We start from the raw sequence: 15,390 nt of genomic DNA on the forward strand, positions 1-15,390 counted from the left end.
AATTTATGTAGCCTGTTACTTGCTGGCAGGATAAATAAGTAGTTCATTAATAGTAGTAAAGATGTAAAGTCATGAGCTAATTTGTGTTCCCTTCTTGGTTTTTAAAATGGCTTAATTGGGGAATTATTTTAATATGGTTGCAGATTGGAAGGCTACGTTTAAAAGTTTAGGCATAGCTATCTCTTTAGCATTTTGTGGAATAACTATTATTTTTGAGAAAAGCTCTCTGGCTCAAATTACTCCAGATACTACTCTTGGAAATGAGACATCTATCGTTACACCTACCAGTAGTACAAGTGAGCGAATTGATGGTGGCGCAATTCGCGGATCTAGTCTATTTCACAGTTTCCAGGAATTTAATATTGATCAGGGAAGACGTGTTGATTTCGCTAACCCAGTCCAGATTGAAAATATTTTTAGTCGGGTAACAGGAAACAACTCTTCTCGTTTATTTGGAACGTTGGGTGTGTTGGGTAATGCCAATTTATTTTTCATCAATCCTAATGGCATTATTTTTGGTGCAGATGCAAAATTAGATATCAAGGGTTCATTTGTTGGTAGTACAGCAAATAGCCTAATTTTCACTAATGGCCAACTTTTCAGTGCTACTAATCCTCAAGCACCACCATTATTAGAGATCGATGTTAAAGCTCCCATTGGTGTGATATTTGAAGGAAAAGAGCCAGGAGCTATTAATAATCAGATAAATTTACCTGGAGCAAAACAAAATATTAATCTAATTGGTAATAATCTTGAAATTATAAATAATGCTTCATCGAATGAATCTAGTAGCGCAGATATACAAATTCTTGCTACTCAAAATAGTTCTTCTGAGCAAAATCTTCTTCGATTTACCAGGGGAAATATTTTACTAGAAGCAACTGATAATATTACTATTGCTTCTGGATTTACACTAAACTTAATTAGCCCTGATTCAATTACATTCTTGGCAGACGCGGATAAGAATGGCAGAGGTTCTTTTAGGATGGATACAAACCAGACTATTAGCTCTGCTGGGGCAGATGTTACTATTTCCGGAGCAAATCTAAATTTAGGAAATATTAGTACACTTACACCTGTACGTAATGGAGGAAATATTAACTTAATTGCCACTAACGGTGATATTTCTATAGGCAATCCAGCGTTTGCTTCTAGTGATAACTTAACTACTTCTGGAATAATTAGTGGGGATATAAATGTTAAAAGTAGTGGAAATTTTATTGCCTATGGAGCAATAAGAACAGATTCTTTTATTCAAGGAACTCCCGGATCTATTTATATTAATAGTGGGAGAAATATAACTATCAATAATGGAATTAGGGCTGACTCTTTAGTCGCAGGCGATAATCTTAGTCCAATAAATAGCGGAGACATTATCCTGAAAGCTGGTGGTAACATTACTACTTCTGGTGTCGTATCCTCTCTATCTCAGGTTAGAGGTAATAGTGATTCAGGTAATGCAGGTTCTATCACTTTTATCACGACGGGAGGAAATATTACAACTAAAGGTACTCTAGCAGCTTTTTCTCGTGTTGGTCGATTACGAGATGGAACGGCTGGAAATGGAACGGCTGGAAATGGTGGAGCAATTAAGCTTGAAAGTACTACGGGAAGTATTAGAAGCGAAGGATTAATACTGACATTTTCTGAAGTACAAAATAATGGTATCTCAGGAAATGGTGGAAATATTAGCATCACTGCTAATGATGGTATTACTACTAATAACTTTCTCAATGCTAATTCTCAGGTTTTGAGAAATGGTACTACAGGTAATGCAGGTACAATCACTCTCAAAAGCACTCAAGGCAACATTATTACAGATAGAATAACATCTGTTTCGGAAGTTATAGGTAATGGAAACACAGGAAAGGGTGGAAACTTTATTATTGAAAGTGGTGGAGATTTTAAATCTGTTTTCTTGCGATCTTACTCTCAAGTTCGCGGTAATTGTACAACTGTTAGATGCAGTACTGGCAATGCTGGAAATATTACTATCAACAGTGGCGGTGATGTTGAACTCAGAACAAATAATTCCGCAGGTGCAATTGTTGCATGGTCACAGATTGGAGGCAATGGTAATGCTGGTAATGGTGGAATAGTTGATATTATCAGTAATGGTAACGTTAGTATCACAAATTCAAACGGGCAATTGACATTTCAAGGAAGTATAGGTACTAATTCTCAAGTTTTTGGTAATGGGAGTGCAGGTAATGGTGGAAATATACGAGTTATTAGTAAAACAGGTGATATTTTTGTTAATCAAGTAGGTAATTTCTCACGAGTTTTTGGAAGTTGTCAAGGAAGTTGCCAAGCAGCAGGTAATGGTGCAGATATTACACTTCAAGCTCTTCAAGGAAGTATTGACACATTTTCTGTAAATACTTTCTCAGATTCTAGAGGTCGAGGTAGAGCAGGTAATGGTGGAATAATTAAACTCACTGCTAAGAATGACATTACAACAAACTTCTTAACTTCTAGTTCTTTGACAGGTAGAGATACACCAGGAAGCAGTGGCAGTATCACTGTAGAAAGTACAGATGGGTCAATTATTGCTGGAAATATAATTGCATCTAGCAATACAAAACGCGGCAATATCAACCTGACTGCGGAAAAGAATATTACTATTGGTGTAGGTGCTAATTCACCTGTTGTAGATGTTTCTGGTAGTGGAGATGGGGGTCAGATTTTATTCAATGTTCAATCTGGAAGATTCGCTATCAACAATGCCTTAATCAACAGTAATGTATTTGGTGACGGTCAGGGTGGTGACATTAAAATTAATGCTGATTCTGTTTTTTTAAATAATACAGATATTACAACTACCCTCTCTTCAGGAACAGGACAAGGCGGAAATATTATAATCAATACTCCTGGCGAAGTTGTTCTAGATAGAAGTCGTCTATTTACTTCTCTCGAACCGGGAGGAATCGGAAGTGGGGGTAACATTGAAATTCAAGCTGATTCTGTCAGTTTAGATAATTTTTCTTTTATTGATAGTGCTACTTTTTGGGATGGTAACGCAGGTAATGTGAGCCTGAACACTAATAACTCTATTTCTCTAAAGAACAACAGTTCTATTTTTAGCATTACTGCTGGGAATGGTAATGGAGGTCAAGTTGCGGTAACTGCTCAAGGAAATCTTAGCCTGCTGGATGGGAGTAACATTAGTACATTTGTTAACCAACAAGCAGGAGGGAATGCTGGTAATGTGATTATTCAGGCGAATAAACTTGAACTGAGTAATGGAGGACAAATACTTACGAATACCTTTGGCATTGGGAATGCTGGTGATATTACAGTTAATGCTAAAGAAGGAGTCATCATTTCCGGTGTTAATAACAATTCTGCTAGTGCTGCTCAACCAATAAATAATGTTCAGAGGAGAATCTTCAGACCAGTTGCGGAAGTAGAAGCAAACAATTCATTTTCTCAAGCACAGAGACTCTCAAATGAAGATTTTTCGATAGACCCAATTAATAATGTCAATCCTGATGTTGAGTTCTCTACTAGAATTCCTTATGTATCTATATCAGGACAAGGTTCTAATCCTACATCAGTTGATATTTATTCTTTTGAAGTTACTCCAGGTACTAGGGGCATTTTTGATATCGATAATGGGTTTAAATCTGGAAATACAACCGGCAGTATAGATACACGAATTTCTCTTTATAATAATGCAGGGGTAAGATTAGCATCTAACAATGATGCTCCTGTGATTTTTGGTGCCGCAGGGAGTCAGTTAGCTCCGGGAGATATTAATAATCCTGGTGCTGGTTCTAATACTATTTTCAGTCCTGATTCTTATCTTAGGTATGTGTTCACTCAGCCTGGAACTTATTTTTTAGAAGTATCTACAACTGCAAGACCACAGAGTTACCAACTTCAGATTTCTCTAGATACCCCTAATATTCAAAGTAACTCCGTTAATGGGAGATTTGCCAGTGGCATTTTTGCTCAAACTGAAAGTAAAACTGGGGCGGCTGGGAATATAACAATTAATTCTCCACAATTAGAAATTAATTCAGGAGGACAGTTACGAACTACCACATTTCAAGCACAAAAAGCTGGGAATATTACTTTACAAATCCCAAATCAATTGATACTTTCAGGAAGAGATAGCGGACTTTTTGCTAATACAGAAAATGGTTCTACTGGTAATGGAGGTGGGATTGACATTGACCCTCAAAGATTAATTATTCGAGATGGGGCGACAATTGCTGTCAATAGCCAGGGTGAAGGAATTGGTGGTGATATTAATCTGCAAGCAGGTTATCTGTTTCTAGACAATGGAAGTATTTCTGCACAAACCAGAAGTAATACAGGGGGAAATATTAATCTAAGTATAGATGATTTATTATTGTTGCGGCATGGTAGTCAAATATCGACTACGGCAGGAAATCAGCAATTTGGGGGTAATGGTGGCAATATTTTCATCAATGCCAGAAATGGCTTTATTGTAGCTGTTCCCAGTGAAAATAGCGATATTACTGCTAATGCGTTTACAGGTAATGGTGGTAGGGTTGATATCACTACTCAACGCATATTTGGCATTCAAGAGCCAAGTTTTCCAACTCTTTTTAGTGATATCACTGCTAGTTCAGAATTTGGGATTAATGGTGAAGTGGCTATTAACTTTACAATTAACGCTGACCCCACAAATGGGTTAACGGAATTACCAGATGCACGACCAAATCCTACGATATCTGAAGGCTGCCAAATTGTTGAAAATAAAGAAGCTGTTCAGTTTTATACCATTGGTAAAGGAGGTTTACCACCAAGACCGGATGAAGCATTAAGTGTTGATTTATTTAACTTGATAGATTGGTCAAAAGTTACTTTTCACTTTGATGACAAGAAAACTGTTACTAATACTCGGTCATTTAGCAGTTTGGTTAAATTTGCACCTCCTTGTCAATAGTAAAATTAAGTAGGTTTTTAAATTTTGGAGTTTACCAATGTCGAGCGATCGCCTGCATCAAATCAAAGACAGTTTGAACCGTTTGGGAGAGCAATTAGGAGGTAAGCAAAAAGCTAAAGACTTAGCACCTTTGGAGGAGAAGGTTCGTATTGACCAACAAATTAAGGAGATACGCTGGGATATATGTCAGCTTAATCAAGAATACTTTCAGATTCTGGGTGAGAGATCAACAGAATTAGTGATTGAGGAATCAGAAGCAGAACCTATAATTGCTGAATTTGTTGAACAGGTCGGAAAACTTGAAGTACGTCAGACTGCTCCTTATCCCGATGAAATTATGCAGATTTTGCGCGAGATTCTGGACAAAGTAAACCAACCGGGTACAACAGCAGCAGCCCAGCTAAAAGCAGTGATTTCTTCAATGCCGCCCTTCATTAGTTTATCTTACGAAGCGGGATTAGATACAGAGAACTTTTTACGGCAATATTTTCCGAAGTTTAGTAAATGGGTTCAGGCATTCACAAAAAAGTCATAGTCCCCAACTTCGATCTGGAGCAAAAGGGGCGAACAACAGAAAATTACAGTGGAAGAGATAAAGGGTTTTCACGAAATACTAATAAATCTGGTCAACAAGTAAATTTACAAGACAGCGATAGTAACTCCTTTATTAACATTCACGGTAATGTATACGGAGATATAAATGCAAATCCAAGTTCAAAAACTGGTGAAGGAGATTCAATCCCAGAACCAGTTCACCCAGAACCTAAAGTATTTGGGCTAAACCAACTATTACTCTTAATAAAAGACAATGAAGACTGGATACGCTGGTTATCTTGTGGAGTTGTCTTCACATCTAGTTTATTAATCACTATTTCTGTAATAACGGTAAGGTCTGTTGGCATATTACAGCAATTTGAACTTGGAGCATTTGACCTATTGATGCGGCTACGACTAAATGAAGCACAAGACCAACGTTTACTTATTGTTGGAATCAATGATGATGATATTGAAAAATATAAAGAATATCCTCTTTCAGATCAAAAAATGTTGGAACTTTTGCAGAAATTGGAAAACCCAGAGTATAAACCACTAGTAATTGGTCTAGATATTTTTAGGGATGTACCACAAGCAGATAAAAAAAACTATGAAAAGCTCTTACAATACTTACAACAGATGCAGAACATCATTGGCATTTGTAAATTAGGAAATACTGGTGCTGAAGGTGTTACACCACCCAAAGGTATTTCATTGGAGTACCGTATAGGTTTTAGTAATGTAGATGATGATGATGATGAAATTATTCGTCGTCATCCAATCTGGTTCAGCACAGAACCTACATATCCTTGTCAGACAATACAATCTCTAAGTTTTTTACTGGCAGATCGTTTTTTAAAAACAGCAGGTTATGAATTCAACTTAACTCAAAAGCCAGAAGAGTATATACAATATGGTTCTACAATTATTAAACATTTACGATCCGAGCTTCCTGTTGGTAGTTACCAAAAGTTATCAGAACCTATACGAGGTACTCAAATTCTGCTTAACTATAGAGCAGTTGATCCAGTTTCCCAAAAAGTTAGTCTTACAGATGTATTAGAAAATAAGATTAAGCCTGAGTGGGTGAAAGATAAGATAGTTTTAATAGGTTACACCGCCGAACAAGTAGGTGATTTATTTTTAACCCCTTATAGTGATAGGGAGTCTCCCAAAAAAAGAATGCCAGGAGTTGAAGTTCAAGCACATATGGTAAGTCAAATTCTTAGTGCAGTTCTAGATAAACGACCCCTGTTAGAATTTTGTCCACAGTGGATTGAGAACCTGTGTATTTGGATTTGGTCGTTAATTGGAGGTGGAATAGCATGGTTTTGGAGGAAAAAGCGATACAAGAAATTTGCAGAATTGGGTACCGCAACATTTATTTTGTGTTTATTATCCTACGCCCTCTTACATTATGGAATTTGGATACCTTTAGTTCCATCTCTATTGGCATTAGTAGCAGCCAGTGCAGTTCTACTAAACTTGCGTCGCATTCCTAATATTATCAATTCGAGCCAACAAATAAAGTAAATATGCAAAAACTCAATCTTGCTTTAGCTGCAATCTTAGTAGTAAGCTTGGTTAGCCATACTATGGAAGCAAAGGCACAACTAAATCAATATTTAATCTCAAAAATAGAGTCTTTTCATCTTTTTGTAGATAGTTTGAAAATCTTAGCTTCAAGTCCAGGTAAAAAATTTACTTTGCCAAATCGGGGACGGCCTTCCAGGCTATCTTCAACGGGAAGACGTGGACGTTGTAGTGACTTAAAAGAACCTTTTATAGCTTTAATTCCTCATTTTCTAGAACAAACACAAGACGAAAATGTTGTATCGGCTTTAGGAAAAACAGCGCAATCAGAGCCAGTTTTCTGGTTTTATGTACCTAAGTTACCTCAAGATGTACGTAAGCTAGAGTTTAGACTTTTAAATGAAAATAAAGAGGCTCAAAAATATATTTTAAATTTAACAGACACTCCCGGTATTGTTGGTTTTCGTCCATCACTACATCAAAAGTTGAAACTTAATCAACAATATCATTTCACTGCTTCTATTATATATTGCGATTCAGATATATCGAAAAACCCTACTGTTGACAGTTGGGTTGAACGGGTCACACTAGGTGATAGCCTTGAAAATCAGTTACGTGGAGCAACAGCAGAAAAGCGTATTGAACTTTATTCTAAGAATGGTATTTGGCACGAAACTTTAACTCTTCTAGTTGAAAAGCATCAAGAAAATCCAAACAACCCTATGATTAATGATCAATTAGTAAGCCTACTAAAAGATGCAGGCTTTGAAAATATTGCTAACAAAACAAATATTAAATACTATATACTATCTACTCAAAATAACTGAATCTGTTCCATGTCTAAAAATTTGATATTGAACGCCAGTTACCTACTATTATGTATGGAGACCAATGGTATGGACTATATATAAAGTCATCATGTATCTTTTTTTGTAAAAGCGTAATTTGGGCTTTTTGAAGAGCCTCAGCAGGATTGAGTTTATTGTTTAATAACTCTTGATAAAACTGTTTCATAAGTTTAGATGTTGAGTAATCATCCACACTCCATAAAGTTCCAATAGTACTACTTACTCCTGACTGTACAGTAATTCCTGCCAATCCCAAAATAGCACGATTATCGCCCTTTGCTGTTTCACAAGCACTGAAGACTAGTAATTCAATAGGTTTTCTATTTCTTCTTTGGAGTTTAGTTTTTAATTCATTTAAACGCAACTGCTCACCCGGTGCAGTTATAATAAAAGTCTCTGTGGGATTGGAACTAAACTGACCATGAGTTGCAATGTGAATTACAGTGTGAGAATTAGAACTGAGTTCATTTTCTAGAACTTTTTTGTTTAATTCTTTATCAAGAAGTGCTGTAACATATTTTTTTGCGTTTTGCCAAACTGTTTCAATTCCTCTTATTTCACTCTTATCTTTGCCTTTAGATTCGCCTACATATTCGATTGGGCCATAACCAGGAATGTCTAGCGACTGTCCTGCTATTAGTCCCTTTAACTCCTTATTTTGTTGAGATACTGGTAGTTCTAAACCGGCAGATATAGCAATTGCATATTTCTCAACTAAAAATTTATTCTCAACACTGTCATGTAAAGATGCCATCGGTATCTTTCGGAAAGACCCATCTAAAATAAACACCACAGTTTTAATTTTTTTAGGATCTAAAACTTTCTCCTGTTCAATGGGTCGGATTAACCAGTTATATACCTGTTGTGAATATAAATATAACTCTTTTTCTATAACATTTCGATAAAGCTCAGTCCGAAGTTGTTTAATTGTTTTTTCTACTGTGTCTTGATCAACATGATTATTTTTGTAATGACGTAATTCAGTTTTTGACTGGACAATTACTTCAAGTCTATTTTTGAGAATGATTGGATATATTAATATCGTTAAAGCATCCGGGTTTGTCAATTGTTCTTTATTTTGCAATTTACAACGAACAAAATTTTCAAGTTCAGCTAATCGAAGACTATCAATTGACTTCCGTGCTTCAATTAAGTTATTTTCTCCACCAATTTGTAAAAGCAAGTCAACCAACTCTCGATATAAAGGCTCTACATTATCCCTGAAAGAAAACTGCACATCGGAATTAATCGTCAGCAAATCACCACGCACAGATTTAAGTGTATTGACAGATGCTTGGTAGTTAGGGATAGCCTCTCTTATTTCACCTTTCTCCTTCAACAAACGCCCCATCTGCCATTGCCACTGATATGCTATATCTGGCGCTTCACTAGGTTGAGCGAGGTATAGTGCTTCTTGGGTAAATTCTTGCGCTTTTTTCCAAGTTTCATCATTTAAAGATTTATTTGGAATACTATCCTGACAATTATCATCTTTCTGGATACAATACTCATACTCATACAAACCACCAAGATTACCAAGAACGTAGGATTCCGCACGTTGATTACTGAGTTTCCTGGCTTCTTCTGTTAAGCACTCCAACTGGCTGACAATATCCTTCCAAGAAGTCCAAAAAAGAGAGTTATTAGGCAATTGTTGTAGATAAACAAGGCTTTTAAAAAAACTAATTTGTATATAAACTTTTTCCAGACTTACAGGTAAATTAGACAATTTATCTTTCAAATTCAATAAATCATTTTCGTTGGGCACTTGCTCAAGCTCTATCATTAGACTTATACGATTTACCTGTGCTGTCAGATAAAGAATTGATAATTTTTTACTTTCTGGAATACTTTGACTAATTTCTGCGGCATTTTCATATTTTTTAAAAGCATTTTCATAATTAAAAATAATACTGTCATATTCTTTTTTATATTCTTCCTTTGCAATAAAACTAATTTTATCTACATATTGCCAAGGTAAATAGTCATACTGCGGAGGCAATAGCCGATCGCGTTCCAAATTTCCTTTTGCTCTAAATGTATTAGCCAAACTGAGAGATATGACTGCTTCTTGATCTGGTGATACATTTTTAGCAACTTCTAAACCTTTTTCTAAAGCTTCTTGCGACTTATCTAAGTCACCAATTACACGCAAATTTTCTCCAAAGTAAAACCAAAAAACTACTTGAGTTTCGTTATTTTGATTTGTAATATTGTTTTTAATTTCTTGCCAATAAGTTAGTTCACTTTCCCCATACTTTTGTTCTAAATCATCACAAGTTAATCCGGTTGAAAAAGGAAGTACTATTTTAATTAAAGTCTCACAAGCCGTATAATAACGCCCTTCACTCTGTAATTGTTTAATTTTATCGATTTGCTGTTTTATATCCTGTTTTTCAAGCTTTTGAGCCTCACCCAGATTTTGAGCAATTTGCCTTGCACCAGTCATTTGCGACAATACCATCGGCATTTCCACAGTCAAGATAAACATTCCTAGCAGCATCACCACAACTAGGCGAAAGTATCCCCGGCGACTGAATAAAATTCTAGATATCCACTGATGTATCCGCCTTAAAACCGATTCCACTGCACGGAGAAGTAAAGCCCATTTTCTTGCCATGTTCTACCTCTTGATTCTGCTGATATTAAAGGAATGCCCCAATCAAAACGGGCAGTAAAATCATTACCTTGTTGCCACTGCAAACCAAGACCTAAAGAAGCTAAAGAGTTGGGACTCGGATTTGCATTACCAGAACTATTCCAACCTATACCGTAATCAACAAAAGGAACAACTTGTACAACTCCTGTATTTTTAAAAGTCTGTAAAATAGGGATTTCATATTCACCTGTTAAAAAAACGCCGTTGTCAGTTTGTAAAATATCTTGGCGATAACCGCGTACACTACCTAAACCTCCAAATACTAACTGTTCAGAAGATGCCAAGGCCCGATCTGCTAATTGAGCATTGGCGCGTAATCTAAATAATTGTTTATATTTCTCATTGCCAAAAACACGTAACCATAATGCTTGTCCTTGCCAAGAAAAAAAGCGACTATCGGGAATGACTTCATTTATTCCTGGAATCTGTTGATTGATAGTGGAATTAAAGGCATGAAAACCGAAGCTAAATTGAGAACGAAAGGCAATCACCTCTTGGGCATTTTGCCTTGTCCAGTCCTGGAAAAACCTGAGTGCAAAGATGCGCGTCACTCCATTGTCATCAGCTCCTGGCGAAAGAGGAAAAGGAATATTCAATAAAGATGTTTGACTTTCTCTCAAAGAAGCTGTCAAACCCAAGGCTACTTCTTCAAAGGTTGGTAGTGGTGTTGAATCTTTCTTTGTTGCACTCAAAATTCTGCGGCTAATGGGCTGACGCAGAGTTAATTCGTAGGAACGGGATTCTGATTCAATATCTCCACCATTTCCATCGTTATCAATGTCATCGAAGGGTGGTTCAATCACCTGATTTTGACTGTTGATATAGGCAAATGAGAGAGTTCCTTCGCTGGGATTGAGAGGGAATGTGTAACTTGCATCAAAGTTATTACTCCCATCTGTGTTTGTGTAACCCAGACTCAAGCGATCGCCTAGCCCTAGTAAATTAGCTTCTCTGAAAACTGCTCTGCGTTCAAAACTACCAACACTGGGAGCGCGACCATTATCAATGCTAAGTGCTGTATTGAAAGAGTTAGCCTCCTGAATTTGTACATCCAAAATACTTTCCCCTGGATTTGTACCAGATGAGAGACGAGCAGATATTGATTTGATTAGTGGGTTAATTTGTAGCAGTTGTAAGGCTTCTCGTAGTTTTTCAGTATTTAATGGCTTTGATGCTGCAAGTGCTATACGCGATCGCACATACTCACGATTCAGTCTTGAACTAGCGGGTTCTGTTGTATTTTTTTTATTTGGATCAATAAATGTAACTTTTATATCGTTTAACTCGCCTTCGATAATTCGGATAATGACAATACCTTCTCTATTCAATTGGGTTTCTTTCGGTATATAAATAACCGCACCAGAAGTATCAAAGCCATCATCAGCATAAATTTTAGCGATAGTAGAAGATATCTGAATCAACTCTGACAATAAAAAAATTTCATGATTTGAATTTGTTTGAGAATTTTGTATAAGTTTATCCTCATTATCAGAAAATTTGCATACATAATTTTCTGGATTTTGTTCATCGTTATCCGAACTACACCTCTTATCTTTTTTTTTGTATACTATTTTCAGCTTTTTAAGCTTTTCAGCTAGTTTTGTGTTATCCTCATCCTTTAATTTTTTATATAACTTTTTCAGTAGTAGTTCTGATTTATAAACTGTGCTATTAACAAATTTTAAACTAGTGACTTTGTATGGTTTGTCTGTTTCACAAATTGCTTCTGGAATCTGAGCAGGGGAACATGGTGATTGCTGCTGTTCAGGAGAAAGTATTGGGTTAGGAATGTTAGAAGGTAAAGTATCTGGTTGTGGTTCATTTCTTATAGTTGGTGGGACTGGAAAAGTAGGAGAAGTAACTTGAGCGACATAAATAATTGGTGAATTCCAAAATTTATATCCTACTGCATTAATTTCAAATTTTTTACTACTAAACACCTCTAATTGTTTAGAAGAATTGTCTCTAAATTCCACATCAAAATCTGTTACTAGGGAAGAGCTTACAGATGATTCTGACAATGCAAGCGGAGGAAACACTGGAGTTTCAGTGCTTGGTTTGATAATTGACAAGGAATCAAAATGACTGTTACTTGCTGATGCTGCATTAATACTAGCAGTCAAGACAAATGGACTTAAGCATAGCAACCAGCAAATAAAGTTGTATGAGTAATTCTGATAGTGTTGCATGAGTTTACCTGAAAGGTCTAACCTCTCAAATTAGCCCCACTACAGTTGATTTCTCGAATGTCTGCGTACCTAAGTCTTTCTATTTCAAAGCTTCGACTTTTGCAAGAATAAATTCTCTTATTTTGCCTAATAAAGTTCTGCCACATGACTAACTTATATTTTTTGCATCTACCTTTATGTATATCTTTAGTATGCGTTTTTATAGATTTTAGCGCAATATTTCTCTTGTGGTAATTAAATAATTTCTACAAATCTCACTAGTATGATAATTTTTACTGGTTATTTGCTGTGTTTTTAACAGCATCAAATTAATTCTATGAATGCAATATGCTGATAAAAAATCTTTGTAAAAAAGAAAACGCTAGTCTCAATAAATACTGAATAATGGTTTGAGAAAACTGAATTCTGTGCAGCATCTCTTATGCCGCAACAGATTGTCTAATCCCTAACAGTGCGATCGCAGCATCAATATCAACAGCCATTCGACTGCCCCCCAACTGGCTTATTCGGCTATACCATTGACCTTGGAGATTGCACCCAAGGAAGCCCAGACGCTGACGATTGAGGTATAGCGTAGTGCTGAAGGAAAGCCAGTCTATTTCCCCGTGTGTTAAACCGTATTTCTGACAAGCAACTTCTAATTCTTCGCTCAGGCGTTCGTTCCGTTCTCTTGGTGTTTCGGGTAATGTTGCCTTAACTTCTGCAACCCGTGTCGCAAACCAGTCTCTCTCAAACGGGAATCTTCCAGCATCAACCAACTGTACCCATACGGTAATTCCACCTTCAATCCACAGAGTACGGATTGATTCGGGTTCTATTTGGATAATCTCGCTAATGATGTGGCGGTCACGAGATGTTAAGAAGTCTGTCGTTGGGGCGATCGCCTGCGCTTGCTCCGCAACATAATGGTTCAGTTCGGCTTGAGCAATCGCTTGTTCGTCGGGGGCAATTCTTTTGCTGTGCGTTAGACCGCAATCGGTGGGCGGTTGCTGAATGCAGATATTGTGCGTCATAATAATATTTCCGTAAGTGGAACAAAAGGCGATCGCACAAAGTTTCCGAGGCTGAGAGCGATTGCCTTTTGCTATATTTGTATTATGCTACTCTGCTAACTGATTGTCAATATACTGATTAGCAGTTATTCTGTTAATTGATAGCCTGTATATTGATTGGCTGTTATTCTGTATTCAGATAGGCGTTAATGGAGGTTGGAAAATCGAAAAGTGTTAGCCCTCTGGATGGAAGCATATATTGATATCTCGCAATGGTGGCCCAAGGCCGAAGATGGCAGTCCTCTATCTGTCTATGCCGTTCATCGGCAGTTTGAAGGAACGCCGAATGAGGTCACTAGGCATACCTTAACGGTCGCTCGTGATGGCAAGCTCAAGAAAGCGGATATCGATAATATAGTCAAGCTTGCCAGGATTTGTTCTCAGCTATCTGGGAATTTAGTCACTATCAATGACATCGTGAAAATTGAGGAAGACTAATTTTTGTGGTGATGCTTAATCAATCTCAAAGCATGACACCACAATTCGCCTCACCCAATGTTTATCTGTAATTGGCTGTCTCGAAAATACTTTTAAATAAAAAAGGGGTGGAATGCCGAAAAAACCATCCTCTAAGCAGAAAAATGATATATCTGCTCAATCGCTTGATAACACGTTATCTATTAAATCTAAGGATGTCTTTGATGAAGACAATCCTGCTACTGCAACTATTACAGTTAATGCTGTTGAAGTACCAGAACTGACCGAGGACGAACAAAGCGATCGCCTGCATTTGGAACGAAAAGTTGAACGAGCGTTTTTTGAGGCTGGCAAGGCACTGATGGAATTGCGTGATCGCAGGTTATACCGTTCCACCCATCGAACATTCGAGGAATATTGCAAGGACAGGTTTGGATACACCCATCGCCGAGTCAATTATTTAATAGCTGGTTCTGTGGTATTTGATAACATAGTGACGGGAACAAATTGTTCCCAAAATGGAGAAGTAGATGAAACGGGAACAAATTGTTCCCAAAATGAGGAAGTGAACAAAACTCGACCTAACCGCTCACGAATCCTGCCGACTAAAGAAGGACAAGTGCGCCCCTTGGCACAGCTAGAACCCCAGCAGCAGATTAAAGTTTGGCAACGGGCAGTACAGGAGGCTGGAGGTAAAGTTCCCAGTGCCAGGATCGTAACTGATGTGGTGCAAAGGATAATAGAACGTACCCAAGTACCCAACAGCTACCAAGTTGGTGAAGTCTGCCAAATTTTAGCGAAGGACAACCCAGAACTCAGGGGTAAGAGAGGCTGTTGGTGCATAGTGGTTGCTGTCCATGAGTTCAGTTGCACCGTGAGAACTTGGGATGGCGAATTGACGGTTGGGGTGCAGCATCTCAAGTCATTCGATTACCTGCCCCAGGAATGCCAGCAGATGCAGCAGGTGTGCGATCGCATCACACGGTTGCAGGAGAGCGAGAATTTGGAAGAAGCTGGTAGGGCTATGTTGAAGTATTTGGGGGAACTGAAGCGATCATATTTGACTGATGTGGAAGAAAAGCTGCTAAGTGTGATTGAGCAAGAATATGGGGTTACGGATTGATCTAATACCAATTTAATATGAAGCTGCATAGAATAGAGCTTCCAGGATAAAGTTATAAGAAGAGATAGAAATTACCTGCTCAAATGTCAGTTGGTCGAAGATTTCTTGGATGCGCTC

Annotated in this window: 9 protein-coding genes; 6 read left to right on the forward strand and 3 right to left on the reverse strand. The window is 37.4% G+C overall.

The window, feature by feature from the left end:
* Positions 1-133: 133 nt before the first annotated feature.
* From H6G77_RS33170 to H6G77_RS33185, 4 genes are read left to right on the forward strand one after another with little or no spacing between them, the layout of a single operon-like run.
* Positions 134-4,918, forward strand: coding sequence for a filamentous hemagglutinin N-terminal domain-containing protein (locus H6G77_RS33170; protein ID WP_190873851.1), 4,785 nt, complete (start codon positions 134-136; stop codon positions 4,916-4,918).
* A 37-nt stretch (positions 4,919-4,955) separates the two neighbouring features.
* A complete protein-coding gene (locus H6G77_RS33175) occupies positions 4,956-5,453 on the forward strand; it encodes a hypothetical protein (protein WP_190873852.1) in 498 nt (165 codons plus the stop codon).
* Positions 5,423-6,985, forward strand: coding sequence for a CHASE2 domain-containing protein (locus H6G77_RS33180; protein ID WP_190873853.1), 1,563 nt, complete (start codon positions 5,423-5,425; stop codon positions 6,983-6,985). Before H6G77_RS33175 ends, H6G77_RS33180 begins: the two co-directional genes overlap by 31 nt.
* 2 nt (positions 6,986-6,987) lie before the next feature.
* Positions 6,988-7,812 carry a DUF928 domain-containing protein gene (locus tag H6G77_RS33185; RefSeq protein WP_190873854.1) on the forward strand — a complete coding sequence of 275 codons (825 nt, stop codon included), beginning with the start codon at positions 6,988-6,990 and terminating at the stop codon, positions 7,810-7,812.
* Positions 7,813-7,825: 13 nt separating this feature from the next.
* Here the strand turns inward: H6G77_RS33185 and H6G77_RS33190 are convergent, their stop codons facing one another.
* The 3 genes from H6G77_RS33190 to H6G77_RS33200 form a co-directional block, all read right to left on the reverse strand.
* Positions 7,826-10,453 carry a CHAT domain-containing protein gene (locus H6G77_RS33190; RefSeq protein ID WP_190873855.1) on the reverse strand — a complete coding sequence of 876 codons (2,628 nt, stop codon included), beginning with the start codon at positions 10,451-10,453 and terminating at the stop codon, positions 7,826-7,828.
* Positions 10,405-12,681, reverse strand: coding sequence for a ShlB/FhaC/HecB family hemolysin secretion/activation protein (locus H6G77_RS33195; protein WP_190873856.1), 2,277 nt, complete (start codon positions 12,679-12,681; stop codon positions 10,405-10,407). The genes H6G77_RS33190 and H6G77_RS33195 overlap by 49 nt, the downstream gene beginning before the upstream one ends.
* A 419-nt stretch (positions 12,682-13,100) precedes the next feature.
* A complete protein-coding gene (locus H6G77_RS33200; RefSeq protein ID WP_190873857.1) occupies positions 13,101-13,694 on the reverse strand; it encodes a hypothetical protein in 594 nt (197 codons plus the stop codon).
* Between the two features lie 210 nt (positions 13,695-13,904).
* Here H6G77_RS33200 and H6G77_RS33205 point away from each other — a divergent pair, with 210 nt between their 5' ends.
* Positions 13,905-14,171 carry a hypothetical protein gene (locus H6G77_RS33205; RefSeq protein WP_190873858.1) on the forward strand — a complete coding sequence of 89 codons (267 nt, stop codon included), beginning with the start codon at positions 13,905-13,907 and terminating at the stop codon, positions 14,169-14,171.
* A gap of 112 nt (positions 14,172-14,283) precedes the next feature.
* Positions 14,284-15,273: a hypothetical protein gene (locus H6G77_RS33210; RefSeq protein ID WP_190873859.1), complete on the forward strand. Its 990-nt coding sequence runs from the start codon at positions 14,284-14,286 to the stop codon at positions 15,271-15,273.
* Positions 15,274-15,390 lie beyond the last annotated feature (117 nt).

Origin of the sequence: Aulosira sp. FACHB-615, assembly GCF_014698045.1 — a bacterium.
Classification (GTDB): Bacteria; Cyanobacteriota; Cyanobacteriia; order Cyanobacteriales; family Nostocaceae; genus Nostoc_B.